The sequence below is a fragment of the Streptococcus hyovaginalis DSM 12219 genome (assembly GCF_000420785.1).
Classification (GTDB): Bacteria; Bacillota; Bacilli; order Lactobacillales; family Streptococcaceae; genus Streptococcus; species Streptococcus hyovaginalis.
In genome coordinates this window covers 37,460-52,402 of the sequence record NZ_ATVP01000006.1, presented here as the reverse complement: position 1 = coordinate 52,402, position 14,943 = coordinate 37,460, and the positions used below count along the sequence as shown (strand labels likewise).

11 protein-coding genes are annotated in these 14,943 nt (G+C 38.5%); 6 read left to right on the top strand and 5 right to left on the bottom strand.

The annotated features are described in order from the left end of the window. The first annotated feature begins 95 nt into the window (after positions 1-95). Entirely contained in the window at positions 96-1,469 is a 1,374-nt protein-coding gene (locus G574_RS0105300) for an NAD-dependent succinate-semialdehyde dehydrogenase (protein ID WP_029691286.1), read from the top strand. Between the two features lie 336 nt (positions 1,470-1,805). Here G574_RS0105300 and G574_RS0105295 read toward each other — a convergent pair whose 3' ends face one another. Together G574_RS0105295 and G574_RS0105290 are read right to left on the bottom strand one after the other, a co-directional pair. Next, positions 1,806-2,852 carry an aldose epimerase family protein gene (locus G574_RS0105295; RefSeq protein WP_029691285.1) on the bottom strand — a complete coding sequence of 349 codons (1,047 nt, stop codon included), beginning with the start codon at positions 2,850-2,852 and terminating at the stop codon, positions 1,806-1,808. Between the two features lie 56 nt (positions 2,853-2,908). Continuing rightward, positions 2,909-3,091, bottom strand: a complete 183-nt coding sequence (locus G574_RS0105290; RefSeq protein WP_029691284.1) for a hypothetical protein — start codon at positions 3,089-3,091, stop codon at positions 2,909-2,911. Positions 3,092-3,333: 242 nt separating this feature from the next. On the opposite strand from G574_RS0105290, the gene G574_RS0105285 reads away from it, so the two are divergent. Next, a complete protein-coding gene (locus G574_RS0105285; protein ID WP_029691283.1) occupies positions 3,334-4,758 on the top strand; it encodes a glycoside hydrolase family 1 protein in 1,425 nt (474 codons plus the stop codon). Positions 4,759-4,875: 117 nt separating this feature from the next. Here G574_RS0105285 and gloA read toward each other — a convergent pair whose 3' ends face one another. Both gloA and G574_RS0105275 read right to left on the bottom strand, forming a co-directional pair. Next, positions 4,876-5,268 (bottom strand): lactoylglutathione lyase, encoded by a 393-nt coding sequence (gloA, locus tag G574_RS0105280; RefSeq protein WP_029691282.1) that lies wholly within the window; start codon positions 5,266-5,268, stop codon positions 4,876-4,878. Positions 5,269-5,372: 104 nt separating this feature from the next. Continuing rightward, positions 5,373-6,041, bottom strand: a complete 669-nt coding sequence (locus G574_RS0105275) for an NAD(P)H-dependent oxidoreductase (RefSeq protein ID WP_029691281.1) — start codon at positions 6,039-6,041, stop codon at positions 5,373-5,375. A 122-nt stretch (positions 6,042-6,163) separates the two neighbouring features. Here G574_RS0105275 and G574_RS0105270 point away from each other — a divergent pair, with 122 nt between their 5' ends. From G574_RS0105270 to G574_RS0105260, 3 genes are all read left to right on the top strand, one after another. Then, positions 6,164-7,699, top strand: a complete 1,536-nt coding sequence (locus tag G574_RS0105270) for a ClC family H(+)/Cl(-) exchange transporter (RefSeq protein WP_029691280.1) — start codon at positions 6,164-6,166, stop codon at positions 7,697-7,699. A 623-nt stretch (positions 7,700-8,322) separates the two neighbouring features. After that, positions 8,323-10,431 (top strand): Dam family site-specific DNA-(adenine-N6)-methyltransferase, encoded by a 2,109-nt coding sequence (locus G574_RS0105265; RefSeq protein ID WP_017770009.1) that lies wholly within the window; start codon positions 8,323-8,325, stop codon positions 10,429-10,431. Continuing rightward, the gene (locus G574_RS0105260; RefSeq protein WP_017770010.1) at positions 10,428-12,362 is read left to right on the top strand and encodes an AlwI family type II restriction endonuclease; all 1,935 of its coding nucleotides are present in this window, start codon (positions 10,428-10,430) and stop codon (positions 12,360-12,362) included. The genes G574_RS0105265 and G574_RS0105260 overlap by 4 nt, the downstream gene beginning before the upstream one ends. Positions 12,363-12,594: 232 nt before the next feature. Here G574_RS0105260 and G574_RS0105255 read toward each other — a convergent pair whose 3' ends face one another. Next, the gene (locus G574_RS0105255; RefSeq protein ID WP_017770011.1) at positions 12,595-13,680 is read right to left on the bottom strand and encodes a M24 family metallopeptidase; all 1,086 of its coding nucleotides are present in this window, start codon (positions 13,678-13,680) and stop codon (positions 12,595-12,597) included. Between the two features lie 192 nt (positions 13,681-13,872). Here G574_RS0105255 and ccpA point away from each other — a divergent pair, with 192 nt between their 5' ends. After that, positions 13,873-14,874, top strand: a complete 1,002-nt coding sequence (ccpA, locus tag G574_RS0105250; RefSeq protein ID WP_017770012.1) for a catabolite control protein A — start codon at positions 13,873-13,875, stop codon at positions 14,872-14,874. The last annotated feature ends 69 nt before the right edge of the window (positions 14,875-14,943 follow it).

The following is a 14,943-nucleotide window of genomic DNA, read 5'->3' as shown; positions in this document are numbered from 1 at the left end:
TCTATAAACTAACTGACCTAGTAAGCCACCTTTAACTTGCAAACGCTTTCTATTAGTCTTATAATAGTTAGTAATAATGAAGGAGGAAGATTGTTATGGCATATAAAACCATTTATCCCTACACAAATGACGTTTTAAAAGAGTACGATAATGCATCTGATGCTGATGTGGAAAATGCTCTGGAAACAGGACATCAACTGTACAAAGCTTGGCGTCGTGATAATGACTTAGAGGCACGTAAAACGCAACTGCATAAGGTGGCAGAATTGCTCCGAAGAGATCGTGATAAGTATGCTGAAGCCATGACTAAGGATATGGGTAAGCTCTTTACAGAAGCACTGGGAGAAGTCGATCTCTGTGCTGATATTGCGGATTACTATGCTAATAAGGCGGATGATTTCCTAAAACCTGTGCCACTAGAAACAGATACTGGAGATGCTTATTATCTTAAGCAGTCAACAGGTGTGATTTTAGCTGTTGAGCCTTGGAATTTTCCATTCTATCAAATCATGCGCGTGTTTGCGCCAAACTTCATCGGTGGCAATCCAATGGTCTTGAAGCACGCTTCAAATTGCCCGACTTCGGCGCAAGCTTTTGAAGACCTTGTCCGTGAGGCTGGTGCTCCAGAAGGTAGTTTCAAAAATCTCTTTGTTTCCTACGATCAAGTCAATGTCATTATTGCAGACAAACGTGTCGCAGGTGTTTGTTTGACAGGTTCTGAACGTGGTGGTGCCTCTGTAGCTGAGGTGGCAGGTCGTAACCTCAAAAAATCATCACTTGAACTGGGTGGGAATGACGCCTTCCTTATCCTCGAGGACGCTGACTTTGAAGCCTTGAAAGAGATCATTTTCTTTGCTCGTCTTTATAATGCGGGGCAAGTATGTACCTCATCTAAACGCTTTATTGTTGTTGGTCAAGCTAATTATGATAAATTTGTGGATATGGTTGTGGAGACCTTTAAGACAGCTAAGTGGGGAGATCCAATGGATGAAGCAACCACTCTAGCACCATTGTCTTCCGCTAGTGCTAAAGAGGATGTTCTAAAACAAATCCAATTAGCAGTCGATAATGGAGCAACAGTCGCTTACGGTAATGAACCTATTGACCATCCTGGCAACTTTGTCATGCCAACGGTTTTGACTAATATCACTAAGGAAAACCCAATCTACAATCAAGAAATCTTTGGTCCAGTAGCCTCTATCTACAAGGTGGATAGTGATGAAGAAGCTATTGAATTGGCTAATGATTCTAGTTATGGACTTGGTGGAACCGTCTTTTCAAGTAGCCAAGAGCATGCAGAATGTGTGGCAGTTCAAGTTGAAACAGGTATGAGCTTTATCAATTCTGGTTGGGCAACTCTTCCAGAACTCCCATTTGGGGGCATTAAAAACTCTGGCTATGGTCGTGAGCTTAGCGAACTTGGTTTTACCACCTTCTTAAACGAACACTTGGTTTACACACCAAAATAAACACAAAAAGACGAAGTGGTTGATTAGGTCAACCACTTTTTGTTACGTCAAAATTTGCCACTATGTTGGTATTTGCAATAGGAAGTTACATAGAAGGAATGGGTGTTTGCCTCACGTGGATGGGCAAATGAGATAGATGTCCTATAGAGGAGGAGTGACTGGCTTATCAGCTACAAATAAAAAAGCTGGACTCAAGTCTCAGCTATAAATGAGCGATCGTATCATGAGGCATATACTGCTTTGATAGTTAAAGCTTTTATCAATTCTCTTGTTAAAGTTAAGAGCGCGGTGAAGATCTCTTTTAAAATCATCAGCCTTTTTACCACTAGCTTTAGGCTAAAGAGTAGAAAACTTAAAGTTTGTCGTGTAGGTTTTGGTTTGGCCTTTTTTCAAAATTGGCTTCTCAAATACAGTCATATTGATAGCATTTGGGACATACTGAGTCTCCAATGCAACTCCTGTTCGTGCTTGATAGAGGGTATCTTCTTTGCCTTTTTGGTCTTTGATAAAGTTACCGGTATAGACCTGGACACCCGGTAGGTTGCTTGAAAGGGTCAGAGTGATACCGGTTTGGTTACCGATTAACGTAACAATCGGCACATCAGTAGTGGTGTCTTTCTTTAGCCAGGTGTGATCATAGCCATTGGCAACTTGAATTTGATGATCTTGGGAATGAATATCTTGGCCAATGGTTTTGATTTGCCTAAAATCAAAAGGACTATCCGCAACTGCTCGTTTTTCCCCAAGAGGGATAGCATCCTCATTGATAGGAACCATATAATCCGCATTGATCTGTAATTGATGGTCTTCAATGTGACCAGCATTATGGCCGTTAAGGTTGAAGTAAGTGTGATTGGTCGGGTTGAAAATCGTATCTTGGTCGGCTTTACCTTGATAGGAAATGGTGAGCTGATCATCCTCGCTTAAGGTATAGGTAGCCGTCATATCGAGGTTACCAGGAAAACCTTGGTCCCCATCTGGGCTATGCAACTTGAAAATCAGACGATTGTTGTGGTCATCGATTTGTTCAACCTGCCATATCCTGAGCTGATAACCATCAGGACCACTGTGGAGATTCTTTTCACCTTCATTTTGAGGCAATTGATAAACTTGCCCATTTAAGGTGATCTGTCCTTTTTCTGTTCGGTTTGCATTTCGACCAACGGTAGCTCCAAAATAGGTATCGGTATTGGTCAGGTAGGCTTCAATATCGTTAAAGCCCAATACCACATCATGATAATGGCCGCTCGAGTCTGATACCCAAAGTTCTAGTAAGCTGGCACCAAGATTAGTTACCGTAGCGCGTGTCCCGTTGTTGTTTTGAAGTGTCAATACGCTGATTTCTCCCTGGGATGTTTGGAGACTGGTTTTATGAATTGTCATTAGATTACCTCATCATGTTAAGATATCTTATATTTTATAAAAAGCGCTTACAAAATTCAAGGTTTAGGGTAATGATGAAGCAGATTTAATATGATTTCTGTCAGAATCACAGGATAGGCCTGTGAATCAATGACAGTATTGTTGGAGAAGGTTTTATCTGGAAGGAGGAAGATGGTTTTAAAGTAAGGGGCAATAGGAGCACTGCGATTGTTGGTAAATAAATAAGCATTTTGAGGCATGTTCTCGCTAATTTCACCCAGTGTGCGCTCAAAGTTAGTTTTTTATCGCCATAAATGGGGCCAACCTTTACCAATAGGACTGGTAGAGCATGATGATGGTGAGACAATCATTAGCAGCTAGTTACTTAATAAGCAAGGTAAGATTCCTAGGATAGTATTATGATGTCCTAGAAAAGCATTATCTTTATTGAAATGAAAACGCTATACTAAAGGTGATAAAATAACCATAAAAAGGAGAGATTATGCGTCACAAAACACTCAAACCCTTTCCAGAAAATTTCTTTTGGGGAGCCTCCACATCAGCCTATCAAGTTGAAGGGGCTGCGCTAGAAGATGGTAAAGGGCCATCATGCCAAGACGTTAAGGAAATCCCAGAAGGCACGTCAGATTTATCTGTCTCTGTCGATCATTATCATCACTATAAAGAAGATATTGCTCTCATGGCAGAGATGGGTTTTAAATCTTACCGTTTTTCGATTTCTTGGACGCGCATCCTACCAGAAGGCACTGGTGAAGTGAACCCACAAGGGATTGCTTTTTACAACAATCTCATTGATGAATGTTTGAAATATGACATTGAACCAATTGTAACCATGTTCCACTTTGATATGCCAGCTAAGTTGGACGAACGTGGTTCTTGGTCAAACCGTGAGTCCATTGATTGGTTTGCGGATTTTGCCAAAGTCTTATTTGAAAACTTTGGTGATCGTGTCAAATACTGGCTCACAATCAATGAGCAAAATATGTTAACTTTAGTCGGTCCGGTTATTGGTACCCTTCATGTTCCAGAAGGGACTGATAATCTGACACGAGAAATCTACAAACAGAATCACCATCAATTAGTAGCACAAGCCAAGGCGATGCAGCTGTGTCATGACATGCTTCCAGAAGCCAAAATTGGTCCTGCACCAAATATTTCATTCGTCTACGCGGCATCATCAAAACCAGAAGACGTCCTTGCTTCACAAAACTTCAATGCCATTCGTAATTGGCTCTACTTAGATGCAGCTGTTTATGGCGTTTATAACAATCTTGTCTGGTCCTATTTGGAAGAATATGATGCCACACCAGAAGTGACAGAAGAAGATCTAGCGATCATGAAAGCGGGCAAACCTGATTTTATTGGCTTTAACTACTATAACACGGCAACAGCTGCAGCCTCAGATGGGACTGAAAGTGAGTTCACAACACATGCCGATCAACAATCTAAACAGGGCGTTGCCAATGTCTTTAGAACAGTTGATAATTCAAACCTTCCTAAGACAGAGTTTGGTTGGGAAATTGACCCAATGGGCTTCCGAGCAACTGTACGAGAAATGTACAGCCGTTACCGTCTACCGCTATTAGTAACGGAAAACGGTCTTGGTGCCTATGACACCTTGACAGAGGATGGCAAGATTCATGATACTTACCGGATCAAGTATCTACAAGACCACATCGAGCAAATTCAGTTAGCGATTTCTGATGGTGTCGACATGATGGGTTACAACCCTTGGTCAGCTATCGATCTTATTTCAACCCACGAAGATATCAAGAAACGTTATGGCTTTATCTATGTAGACCGTGACGAATTTGATCTTAAAAGCCTCAAGCGTTACCGTAAAGATTCCTTTTATTGGTACCAACGCGTTATTGCGACAAACGGAGCAGATTTGAGTGACTTGTAACCCATGTTACCTTAGAGGGTAATCCCAAACTTTGAGTGTTATAAAACGACCTAGACGCAACGTTTCTTCAGACGTAGCATCTAGGCCGTTTTTTATTGCTGAGAGTGTGGCTTTTTCTTAATCATGTCCCTCAAAGACTGGGAGGCTAATGATTTCGATCTTGTAGCCGTCGGGATCTGTGATGAAGTAAAACATTGGTTTTTGATTTGGCAAACCTTTGATATCTGTCACAGGGTAGCCAGCTTCTTTATGTGCTTTGTGACTAGCTTCTAGGTCTTCAACGCCAAGTGCGATGTGGCCGTAGCCATCACCAAGTTCATAAGCACCATGACCATAGTTGTAAGTCAATTCCACTTCGTAGTCATATCCTTCGGCACGGAGGTAAACGATAGTGAACTCTTGATCTGGAAAATCAAGACGACGATCTTCCTTGAGCGATAAGGCCTCTTTATAGAAAATTAGCGAAGCTTCAAGGTCTTTGACACGAACACAGGTATGTAAGGGTTTCATTAGTATCTCCTTTTCTGAATAAAGCATTAATCATAATTAGTAAAGTCTATTTTAACAAAAAGTCTAGTCTTTTTCGATTATAGTGACTTTTTCCAAGTCTATTTTCATTCAAAGGTTGAAATGACTTTGTCACGCGCCTTCCGATTTCGAGCATGTTTAGGATCTTCACGGCGGTAGCCGAGGGCTAGCATGGTGGCAATTCCCTCTTTTTCAAGGTCGATAACCTGATATTCAGCGAGTATGTGATTTACCTTGTTGTATGGGAAACCTTCAATAGGGCAAGAGTCAATGCCCAAGAGTGCAGCAGATAACATCATGTTGCCAAGTGCAATATAGGTTTGTTTAGCTGTCCAATCCCACAATCGCCGCTCGTCATCAGCTATTTCTATATCGGACTCTTGGAAAATCTGATACTGTTTTAGTCGGGCTTCAATGGCGTCAGGATCGGTGATGCCACGGCGTACTAGACTATCATAAACGGATTGGCTATCATAACGGGCATTTTTTTCAGCAATGAGAAGGATAAAGTGGCTAGCAGTTTCCAACTGCGATTTTGCCCCCCATGAAACAGCTTTGATGGCCTCTTTAACGGCTGTATTTTCCAAAAGGACAAATCGCCATCCCTCAAGTCCGATGGATGATGGGCTCAGCCAGGCAGCATCCAAGATAGTATCGACATCTTCTTGAGGAATTTTTTTATCTTGGTAGACACGCATAGCAACGCGATTCTGATAAGCGGTTTGCAGTTGTTGACGAATCATGTGATTTTCCATAGGCTCCCCTTTCATTTCTGTATATTATAACAATTTTTAGACGTTCTGACTATGCCAAGTCAACTTGCGAAGGAGAAGATTGAAGTGGTAAGATAGACTTATCTTATTTTTGAGGAGGCGCAATGAATCAACATCAAAAAGCGATGACCTTCCTATCCGAATCCATTTTATTTCTTGTTTTCAGAGGTATTTTGGTTGGTCTCCTTGCAGGAAGTGTTGTTAGCTTGTTTCGTTTTTGCATTCAAGAATTATCTGAAGGTATCTTGTCGCTCTATGCTTTAGCGCGTCAGTCTCCGGTTTATTTAGGGGGAATTGCCCTAACTTATCTTTTGATCCTTGTCTTGGTTGGTCATTTGATGGCAACTGAACCTCATATCAAAGGATCTGGTATCCCACAAATCGAGGCAGAATTAAAAGGTTTCATGCATTTGGACTGGTGGTCTGTTCTTTGGAAAAAATTTCTAGCAGGGATCTTGACGATTTCAAGTGGCATGTTATTAGGGAGAGAAGGTCCGAGTATTCAACTAGGTGCTATGGTTGGAAAAGGGGTTGCTGAGCGGCTGAGGTTGACGTCATTTGGTGAAAAAACTTTGATTGCTAGTGGTTCAGCAGCAGGTATTGCAGCTGCTTTTGGAGCACCTATTGCTGGTTTGTTATTTGTTGTTGAAGAAGTTTATCATCACTTTTCTAGAACCGTTTGGATCACCACTTTAGCAGCTAGCCTAACCGCGGATCTAGTTTCAAAACGTGTTTTTGGTATGGCTCCTGTACTTGATTTAGCAACCAATTTAGGCCAATTGCCATTGACACGCTACTGGGTCTATGTACTCATGGGCTTACTTTTCGGGGGATTAGCCTATACTTATGAAAAAATCATTCTGATGATGGGGGAGTTTTATCAGCGTTTGGGAAGTGTGCTGCACTTATCACCTACTTATTACAGTCTTATTCCCCTGATCATGGTCATGCCGCTAGCCTATTACCTCCCAGTACTTGTTGGCGGCGGGCATGATATCATTGTTTCCTTACCAAACCTAGAACCTCGCATTGGTGTCTTTTTGGCGTGGTTTGTCATTCGTTTTGTTTACTGTATGATATGTTATGGCAGTGGTGTTCCTGGAGGTATTTTTCTGCCGATTTTGTCTTTAGGCGCCTTATCTGGAGCAATCTTTGGTGCTTTTGCTTTGTGGTTAGGGGCTATTGAGTCTAGTCAGTTTAGCCTTTTTGTGATCGCAGGCATGTGTGCTTATTTTGGGGCTGTATCCAAAGCACCGTTGACAGCTATCGTTCTGGTCTGTGAGATGGTTGGTAATCTATCACAACTCATGCCCCTAGCTGTTGTGACCTTGGCTTCTTATACAGTAATGGATCTTCTTAAGGGGGCACCCATTTATGAAGCCATGTTAGAAAAATTATTAGTTGGTAAAGATGTGGAAACATCTGAAAAGTTGATGTTATTGCAATGGCCAGTTACTGAAAAAATTGCAGGAAAGCAAGTGTTTGAGCTGGAGTTGCCTAGACAAATTCTAATCACTAATCAAGCGGTTAACGGTAAAAGTGAGCTCGTTTCAGGTTCCACAAAATTATATCTTGGAAATACCATTGATATCTTGATACGTGAGTCAGACCGCAAACTGGCAGAAGACTACTTATTATAAGTTTTATCGAAAGTGGGAGGGTAATCAGATGAGATTAAGCAGATCGAAAGGGTTATCAACATCTATAAGCTTTCTTAAATAAGCAAAAACCAGCCGATCTAAGGTGACTTGATTAGAAATTTTATTTCTTGAAAAATCAAGCAGGTATCTCAAATTTAGATATGGGGACCTGCTTTTTTAGTTACTTTGAATTTCAACTACTTCAATACAGTTATAATTAATTCGGATGGTTTGCCTGAATATAGAAATCTAAAGCAGGATATAACAGTGACTGTGAAGGTGCTCTAGATACTACTGTATGTGGGAGGGAGTATAGAGAAAATGTTAATTATCGCTACAAGTGAGACAAAAAGAGTCCAATAATTAAAAAACAAATCATTGCCATTCAGAAATCAATCTTAATTGATGATGTTTTATACTTGTTACATACAATGCCTGGATCACGAACAAAATACCTTTAACTTTGTGATTTTTATCAAGTAATACAAAAAAGAATATATTCATTATGAATAAGAAAAATGTTCCATGCAGAAATTGAATGAAAGAAATCCGTAAAGATAGAAACATTTATTCTAAGATGTATGGTAAAATAGATTTAATTGTAAAAGGAGAGTGATGCCTAAATGATGACTACACAAGAAATAACAAATAAATTTAATATTACAAGGCAAACTCTGAATAACTGGGTTCGTAAGAATGAAATTCCTGCCCCAGCTGAAAAAAGAGGTCACCAAAATGTCTGGACCTTGGAACAGGTAGAAATAGTCGCCAAAAAAGTTGCTCAGGGTACTTCGGAGCAACTTAAACTCTTTGAAATGGAAAAGGAACCGCTTCGTATAAATAATAGAAGATACCTAGGAAGCAAACAAAAAATGCTTGGTTTCATTGATAGTGTTGTAAAAAATAATACTACTAAGGTGAAGATAGTTGCTGATATTTTTGGAGGAACAGGTGTTGTAGCGGATATGTTTAACAAGCAAGGAAAACGAGTGATAGTTAATGATATCCTTACAAGTAACTATATATCGTATCAAACTTGGTTTGGTAATGAACTAGTAGATGAAAAAAAAATTAAACGCAAGATAGAAGAATTGAATCAGCTTACCGGTATTTCAGGATATGTTTCCGAAAATTTTGGTAATCGTTATTTCTCTATAGAGAATGCTGAAAAGATAGATGCCATCCGGGAAGCAATTGAAGAATATGAAGAACTAAATGACCGAGAAAAGTCATTTTTACTAACTTCATTACTCTATGCAATGGATAAAGTTGCAAATACGGTGGGACACTTTGATGCCTATCGAAAACAGATGGATAGCCTAAAACCAATTTTGTTAAAAGTTCCAGAATTTAATGAAAACTCAAAAAATGAACTATATAATGAGGATGCTAATAAGTTGGTGAGAAAAATAAAAGCGGACTTGGTTTATATTGATACCCCATATAATTCTAGAGGATACGAAAGCGCCTACCATGTGTTAGAAAACGTTATGGATTGGAAGAAGCCTGCCGTTGAGGGAGTGACTATGAAGGCTGTGAATCGTTCTGAAAAGTCTTCTGATTATACTAAGACTAAAGCGCCTCAGGCTTTTGATGATTTAATCCAGCACATAGACGCGCGATATATTCTAGTTTCATATAATAACATGGCTCAAAAAGGAAACTCACGTTCAAATGCAAAAATATCGAATGAAGAAATTATTTCCAGTCTTGAAAAAAGAGGGAAAGTGACCGTTTTCGAGACAGATTTTAACGCTTTCACAACAGGAAAATCTAAAATTGATAATCATAAAGAATTACTCTACCTTTGTGAAATTGAGAATGAAATAATTCCCTCTGCTTTGAATTATACTGGTGGTAAACAAAAGTTATTACCACAATTGAAACCACTTTTTCCAACTACCTACTCTAGATTCATTGATTTATTTGCTGGTGGCGGAAGTGTAACAGTGAATTTACTTAAGCAGGAAAAAGCACGTGAGTACCTTGTAAATGATATTGAAAATCATGTAATTGAATTCTTTAGAGATATCTCAAAATCCGACATTGATAACTTTATTAGTGAAGTTGAAGATAAAATACAGGACTACGGACTCTCAAATACCAAGAAAAATGGATATGAGTTTTATTCAGCAAATAGTACTAGTGGTTTAGGAGCATATAATAAGGAGAAGTTTTTAAGATTAAGAACAGATTATAACAATCATCCAACATCGGTATTATTCTATTTATTAGTAGTTTTTGGTTTTAACAATCAGATCCGATATAACTTAAAGGGTGAGTACAATTTACCAGTAGGGAAACGTGATTTTAACAGGAAGATGGAAAAAAAACTTCGTAGGTTTGCTAACGCAATAAAAAATGACAAGATAAAATTTTCATCACTTGACTTTAGAGAAGTTGAAGTGGATACAGGAGATTTCATATATGCTGATCCACCATACCTCATCACCACGGCTGCCTATAATGAAAATGGTGGATGGTCAGAAAATGACGAAATTGATTTATATAATTATCTTGATAGAGCAAATGAAAGAGGAGTCAAGTTTGCTCTTTCAAATGTCATCCTGCATAAGGGGAGAGAAAATCAAATTCTTAAGAAATGGGCTTCAAAATATAACTTATATGTTTTAAATCACCACTATAACAATAGTAACTATCAGTCTAAAGCTAAATATAGTGAAACGGTGGAAGTATTGGTGACAAATTATGGAAAGAATATTATTGAATGAAATTAAAAAATACTGCTGAAACATTTAATCTTGGTGATACAAGTTTTCGTAGAAAAACCTTAATTGATGATTATAAAATCCTTTTACCGTTTCTCCAACAGACCAATCTGGAATATCCAGAATGGAACAATGACGCGCAGGTTGAATTCTACGAAAAAATAATGACAAAAACGGATTTGTTTTCCAGAAACGATGAAGAGGACTTTGCTAAGCGTGGGAGAACTTTAACAAATGCTTTGGTTAAAATTGGACTTACAAATGAAAAGAGAAAGCTTTCAAAGATAGCGATTGACTGGCTAAATGGTAATACTCTTAATGCAGATGATATTGAAAAGTCATTAGGAATTGACCTGACAAATTTACTTTTTACTCGCCAATTACTTAAGTTGAGGATATATGACTCGAATGGTGTGAATTATTTCTATCCATTTCGTGTTGCGTTGGAGATCGTGAAGCGTTACCAAAATATTCCTCAACAAGATTTTTTAACGCTAGTTCATTTAATTAAACCGACGTTTGATAATGCAACAATTGCTGCTATTGTAAAAGACTATGGTAGAGTAGCTTCAAATCAAGAAATTTTTTCTGAATTTCTTGATAAGGCATTTCCAGAGAGTCATACGGATATTACAGCCTCAGAATTTTTTGGAAAGAAGGTGCTTGACCGAACGGTATTCGATACGTTATTTGTAAACAGGAAGTCATCTGTTGCTCAAGATGTATACTTTGAGTTCGTATTGAAGCTTTTATCATTTAAATCTGAAAAAACGCAAGAAAAGCTAAATGAGCTAATGAAAATTAGTTTAGATGATAAAATTAAGAAGGCATTTGGATTCGGAAAAAGTGTATTCATTAAAGCTAAAAATGTACAGGAATTTCTTGAACTTAATTTCGATAACATCCTTCTTTGGGAAGATAATTCGCAAATTTACAATCAATTTGTCTTATCTAAAAAGGATGATATTGTTCGTGAATATCGGGACATGACTAAGCGTACGTTTAACTTATCTGGGCTTTTTGATTTTAGCAATGGATTGGTGAATGCAACTAATAAAAATATTTTTTCTATCATTTTTGCAGATATGCCGTTCTCTGGTGAAGAAAGATATTCACTTTATGAACAGGACTTATCGTATTCTTTTTATCAAGAAGTTTCTATTTCCGAAATACTAAACTTAGATAGAAATCAAGTTTTGTCCTCAATCAAGGAGAACCTTGGCGTAACAGATTCCTCTCAAATAGAAAGTGTTGTTGCTACACAAAAAGAGTATAAGTTTCGCCAGTTTATTTCCTCAGAGTTTCCACGAGAAAAAGTCATCGCTCTACTGCCACTTTTTTCTACTCGTACTGATAACGAAATCAAAGCGCAAGTATCTGAAGCAGCGACAGTTCCAACAATCTACGAATATATTGTGGCTATTGCTTGGTTTTATATTTCAAGTGAAGAGTTTTTCATTACAAAAAGTCTTAATTTGACTCTTGATGGTAATATGCGACCTCTTTCTCATGCAGCAGGAGGTACTGGTGATATTGTCATTCACTATAAAAACTTGACGTTGATGTTAGAAGTGACACTAATGAACAGTCAGGCTCAAAAGCGTGGGGAGTGGGAGCCTGTACTCCGACATGCAACTAATCTAACTGTCGATGAATACCCTAAAAATGTGATTACACTATTCGTTGCAGATGAGCTTGACGATAACACAGTCAATATTTGGCGTGCTGTGGCAAGTGTTCCATTACGTTCATCAAATAAAAATGAGAGTGCTGATTTGGTTAAGATATTCCCACTTGAAAACAAAGAATTACTTGATATGCTTCAGAATAATAGTACTGAAAAGAGGCTTTTTACAGCGATTGATAAATCATATGCTGAGCTATCTGGAAATTTCGACCTAAGTTGGAGAGCTGATATTTTAGATGAAATATAGACTGAAGAATTTTACTCATTCTTATTGGAAAAGAGAGAACCTGATTTGCAATGATTTTATAGAATATGCTGCATAAAGAACAGTAATCAATTTATTTTTGCTTGTATTTAGAAAATCTTTGTGTGAAATCGGTATATTGATTGTCAAGTATTAAGACTTCAAATAAGCAAACACTAAAAACCAGCTGACCTAAGGCTAGCTGGTTTTTTCTATCCCCATATGAAATTAACGATTAGCCTTTAAAGTAGAGAAGTTCTTTCGGCGTTTTGGTGAAGGTTTCAAAGCCATTTTTTGTGACATAACCGCAATCTTCAATACGAACGCCGACTTTACCAGGAATGTAGATTCCTGGTTCGACAGAGAAACACATGCCCTCTTGGATTTCCATATCATTACCCGCCATAATCGATGGAAACTCATGCACATCCATACCAAGACCATGGCCAAGACGATGGTTGAAGTATTCACCGTAGCCGGCTTTTGCGATGACATCTCGCGCGGCAGCATCCACTTCAGCAGCTGTTACACCAGGTTTGATGAACTCTTGAGCTTTTAATTGGGCTTCTAAACAAAGCTTGTAAATATCTTTTTTGAATTGGTCAGGCTGGCCAACAGCCACTGTTCTAGTCATATCACTAGTGTAACCAAGGGTTTCAACACCTAGGTCAAAAAGGAGTAAGGCGTCATTTTCAATACGGTTAGTTCCAGGAATACCGTGTGGATTGGCAGCGTTATTGCCAGTGAGTACCATGGTTTCAAAACTCATTTTGGAGATGCCTTGTTTTTTGAGTTCAAATTCAATTTGGGCAATGATATCAGTTTCAGTTTTGGCCAGAGAAATATTGTCAAAGCCAATTTGCACGGCCTTGTCGGCCCATTCCCCAGCAATAATCATTTTGTCAATTTCATCTTGAGATTTGATCAGTCGCATCTGTTGTACCAGTGGGGTCAAATTGATAAAGACTCCTGTGAAGACAGTTTCCAGACCTTTGAACTTAGTAACATTCAGATTGTCGAATTCGACGGCGACTTTAGCAAAGTCACTTTGTGGTAAAACAGCCTTCATTTTATCCCAAGGGTTTTCAGAATCCTGATAGCCGACAACTGGGAAGTCTAGCTCGGTGTTGGCACGTACCGCATCAAGCGCTGGTAAAAAGAGCAGAGGTTGTTTATCTGCAATTAAAAATAAAAACATGTAACGTTCATGAGGATCGCTTGCAAAACCTGTTAGGTAGTTAATAGTCACAGGATCGGAAATAACTGCAGCTGTCACATCTTGTTTTAGCAAGTTTTCTAAAAGTAAATCAATTTTTGTCATCTTATCCCTTCTTTCTGCTTCTTATTTTTTCAGAAAATATTTTAAAAATCAAGTTTTTATGGTATTTTTCCATGAATTCTCAAATAAATCAAAGAAAATATAACGTTAGGCTTGAAAGTGTTTCCAAATCATGATAGTATAATGATGAAAGCGTGATTTTCAAACAACAAAAATCAAATGAAAGGAAATTTTATGAATACAGATGATACTATTACCATCTATGATGTTGCCAGGGAAGCTGGAGTGTCGATGGCAACCGTTAGTCGTGTTGTCAACGGTAACAAAAACGTAAAAGAAAATACTCGTCAAAAGGTTCTTGAGGTTATCGATCGCTTAGATTACCGCCCAAATGCTGTAGCGCGTGGTCTTGCCAGTAAAAAAACAACAACCGTTGGGGTTGTTATTCCAAATATCTCAAATGCTTATTTTGCATTTTTAGCTAAAGGGATTGACGATATTGCTGAAATGTACAAATACAATATTGTTTTGGCTTCTAGTGATGAAGACGAAGACCGAGAAGTTAATGTCGTTAATACACTCTTTGCAAAACAAGTTGATGGTATCATTTTCATGGGGCACCGTTTGACGGATAAAATACGTGCAGAGTTTTCACGTTCTCGCACACCAGTTGTTCTTGCTGGAACAATTGATCTAGAGCACCAATTGCCTAGTGTCAATGTTGACTATGAAAAAGCAGTTACTGGAGTTGTGTCTGATTTAGCTAAAAATCATGATAAGATTGCCTTTGTATCAGGGCCACTTCTTGATGAGATCAATGGAAAAGTGCGTTTAGCAGGTTATAAGGCGGGTCTCAAAGCTAATAATCTTGACTATAAAGAAGGATTGGTATTTGAAGCCAAATATCGTTATGAAGATGGCTTTGATTTAGCGGAGCGTGTGATTAATTCGGGAGCAACGGCAGCCTATGTTGGTGAAGATGAGCTGGCAGTAGGCCTATTAAATGGTTTATTTGCAGCAGGTAAGCGTGTTCCAGAAGACTTTGAAATCATGACAAGTAATGATTCTGAAATTGTCAAATACACGCGCCCAAACTTGTCATCTATTAGCCAACCAATCTACGACTTAGGGGCGGTTGCCATGCGTATGTTGACCAAGATCATGAACAAAGAAGAGCTAGAAGAAAAAGAAATTGTGCTCAATCACGGTGTCACAAAACGCGGATCAACCAAATAGCAAACAAGCATGGCCTTTCTGGTCGTGTTTTTTGCTTACAAGCTTTAATCATGGTAGAATGAGGGCATT